Genomic DNA, 3,583 nt, shown 5'->3' on the forward strand with positions numbered 1-3,583 from the left:
AATAAAAAACCCCAGCATCAAGGATGCTGGGGTTTGGGTATTAAGAGCCTGACGATGACCTACTCTCACATGGGCGAACCACACTACCATCGGCGCTGGTCTGTTTCACTTCTGAGTTCGGGATGGGATCAGGTGGTTCCAGACCGCTATGGTCGTCAGGCAAAACGGATGATCACTGGGAGGACGAGATAGAGCTGTGATATTGATTTCCGAGCGTGGCTTTCGCCTTGCTCCTGCGTTATCCGCAATTGTCTTGGGTGTTATATAGTCAAGCCGCACGAGCAATTAGTATCGGTTAGCTCAACGCCTCGCAGCGCTTACACACCCGACCTATCAACGTCCTGGTCTTGAACGGCTCTTCAGGGACCTCAAGGGTCCAGGGAGATCTCATCTTGGAAGGGGCTTCCCGCTTAGATGCTTTCAGCGGTTATCCTATCCGAACATAGCTACCGGGCAATGCCACTGGCGTGACAACCCGAACACCAGAGGTTCGTCCACTCCGGTCCTCTCGTACTAGGAGCAGCTTTCCTCAAATCTCCAACGTCCACGGCAGATAGGGACCGAACTGTCTCACGACGTTCTAAACCCAGCTCGCGTACCACTTTAAATGGCGAACAGCCATACCCTTGGGACCGGCTTCAGCCCCAGGATGTGATGAGCCGACATCGAGGTGCCAAACACCGCCGTCGATGTGAACTCTTGGGCGGTATCAGCCTGTTATCCCCGGAGTACCTTTTATCCGTTGAGCGATGGCCCTTCCATACAGAACCACCGGATCACTATGACCTACTTTCGTACCTGCTCGACGTGTCTGTCTCGCAGTCAAGCGGGCTTGTGCCATTACACTAACCGCACGATGTCCGACCGTGCTTAGCCCACCTTTGTGCTCCTCCGTTACGCTTTGGGAGGAGACCGCCCCAGTCAAACTACCCACCACACAGTGTCCTTAACCCCGATAAGGGGTCGAAGTTAGAACCTCAAACATGTCAGGCTGGTATTTCAAGGTTGGCTCCATGAGAACTGGCGTTCCCACTTCAAAGCCTCCCAGCTATCCTACACAAACATGCTCAAAGTTCACTGTGAAGCTATAGTAAAGGTTCACGGGGTCTTTCCGTCTAGCCGCGGATACACCGCATCTTCACGGCGATTTCAATTTCACTGAGTCTCGGGTAGAGACAGCGCCCCCATCGTTACGCCATTCGTGCAGGTCGGAACTTACCCGACAAGGAATTTCGCTACCTTAGGACCGTTATAGTTACGGCCGCCGTTTACCGGGGCTTCGATCAAGAGCTTCGCGCAAGCGCTAACCCCATCAATTAACCTTCCGGCACCGGGCAGGCGTCACACCGTATACGTCCACTTTCGTGTTAGCACAGTGCTGTGTTTTTAATAAACAGTCGCAGGGGCCTGGTATCTTCGACCGGCTTCCGCTCCACCCGCAGGGGCTTCACGTACATACCGGCGTGCCTTCTCCCGAAGTTACGGCACCATTTTGCCTAGTTCCTTTACCCGAGTTCTCTCAAGCGCCTTGGTATTCTCTACCTGACCACCTGTGTCGGTTTGGGGTACGGTCCCGAATAGCCTGAAGCTTAGAAGATTTTCCTGGAAGCAGGGCATCAATGACTTCTCGCTCGAATGAGCAATCGTCGTCGCGTCTCAGGATTGAGGACCCGGATTTGCCTAAGTCCTCTCCCTACTCGCTTAAACCGGGACAACCGTCGCCCGGCTCACCTAGCCTTCTCCGTCTCTCCATCGCAGCTATCCAAGGTACGGGAATATTAACCCGTTTCCCATCGACTACACCTTTCGGTCTCGCCTTAGGGGCCGACTCACCCTGCGCCGATTAGCGTTGCGCAGGAACCCTTGGTCTTCCGGCGTGGGAGTTTTTCACTCCCATTGTCGTTACTCATGTCAGCATTCGCACTTCTGATACCTCCAGCATGCTTCTCAACACACCTTCGCAGGCTTACAGAACGCTCCCCTACCCCGCATACAAAGTATGCAGCCGCAGCTTCGGTAACCAGTTTGAGCCCCGTTACATCTTCCGCGCAGGCCGACTCGACTAGTGAGCTATTACGCTTTCTTTAAAGGATGGCTGCTTCTAAGCCAACCTCCTAGCTGTCTGAGCCTTCCCACATCGTTTCCCACTTAACTGGTATTTGGGGACCTTAGCTGGCGGTCTGGGTTGTTTCCCTCTTCACGACGGACGTTAGCACCCGCCGTGTGTCTCCCGGATAGTACTCACAGGTATTCGGAGTTTGCATCGGGTTGGTAAGTCGGGATGACCCCCTAGCCGAAACAGTGCTCTACCCCCTGTGGTATTCGTCCGAGGCGCTACCTAAATAGCTTTCGGGGAGAACCAGCTATCTCCGGGCTTGATTAGCCTTTCACTCCGATCCACAAGTCATCCCCTGGCTTTTCAACGACAGTGGGTTCGGTCCTCCAGTTGATGTTACTCAACCTTCAACCTGCTCATGGATAGATCGCCCGGTTTCGGGTCTATGCCCAGCGACTAAATCGCCCTATTCAGACTCGGTTTCCCTACGGCTCCCCTATACGGTTAACCTCGCCACTGAACATAAGTCGCTGACCCATTATACAAAAGGTACGCCGTCACAGAACAAGTCTGCTCCGACTGCTTGTACGCATACGGTTTCAGGATCTATTTCACTCCCCTCACAGGGGTTCTTTTCGCCTTTCCCTCACGGTACTGGTTCACTATCGGTCAGTCAGGAGTATTTAGCCTTGGAGGATGGTCCCCCCATATTCAGACAGGATACCACGTGTCCCGTCCTACTCGATTTCACTAGACTCAGGTTTCGGATACGGGGCTATCACCCACTATGGCGGCACTTTCCAGAGCCTTCTCCTACCAGTTGTCTAGCTTAAGGGCTAGTCCCCGTTCGCTCGCCGCTACTTAGGGAATCTCGGTTGATTTCTTTTCCTCGGGGTACTTAGATGTTTCAGTTCCCCCGGTTCGCCTCTTACACCTATGTATTCAGTGCAAGATACCGACCCGAAAGTCGGTGGGTTTCCCCATTCAGAAATGTCCGGATCACAGCTCGTTTGCCAGCTCCCCGAACCTTATCGCAGGCTTCCACGTCTTTCATCGCCTCTGACTGCCAAGGCATCCACCGTATGCGCTTAGTTGCTTGACTATATAACCCCAAGACAACTGATCTGCACGACACCACAAACAAGAGCCCCGGACCCACCGAAGTGACGCCAGTTTTCTCATCCAGGATGAGGTTCAAAGACAGCCGCTCGAAGTCACATACAACCACTTCAACGACAACACCGGATAACGCTTGAAATCGTTATCACATTGAACATTCCCTCTCGGAGATAATGAGAGAAAATATTCGTGTTCTATCTCGTCCAATTTGTTAAAGAGCAAATCTGACCCAGTGATCAGAAAGAAGGTCTTCAGCCACAACTCACACTCGAGTCACAGAACTGAAAAACTTGTTTCTGTACACTGCTAACTCGCGTTAGTCAGTAAATTTTGGTGGAGCTAGGCAGGATCGAACTGCCGACCTCCTGCGTGCAAGGCAGGCGCTCTCCCAGCTGAGCTATAGCCCCA

The 3,583-nt window shown here is 53.0% G+C and carries 1 tRNA gene and 2 rRNA genes; all 3 read right to left on the reverse strand.

Annotated elements, in window-relative coordinates:
• Window positions 1–46: 46 nt before the first annotated feature.
• Window positions 47–160, reverse strand: a 5S ribosomal RNA gene (rrf, locus tag MLC70_RS18055).
• Window positions 161–264: 104 nt separating this feature from the next.
• Window positions 265–3,158 (reverse strand): 23S ribosomal RNA (locus tag MLC70_RS18060).
• Between the two features lie 348 nt (window positions 3,159–3,506).
• Window positions 3,507–3,582, reverse strand: a tRNA-Ala gene (locus tag MLC70_RS18065).
• Window position 3,583: the final 1 nt, after the last annotated feature.

This window comes from Marinobacter goseongensis (genome assembly GCF_023156235.1).
Classification (GTDB): Bacteria; Pseudomonadota; Gammaproteobacteria; order Pseudomonadales; family Oleiphilaceae; genus Marinobacter; species Marinobacter goseongensis.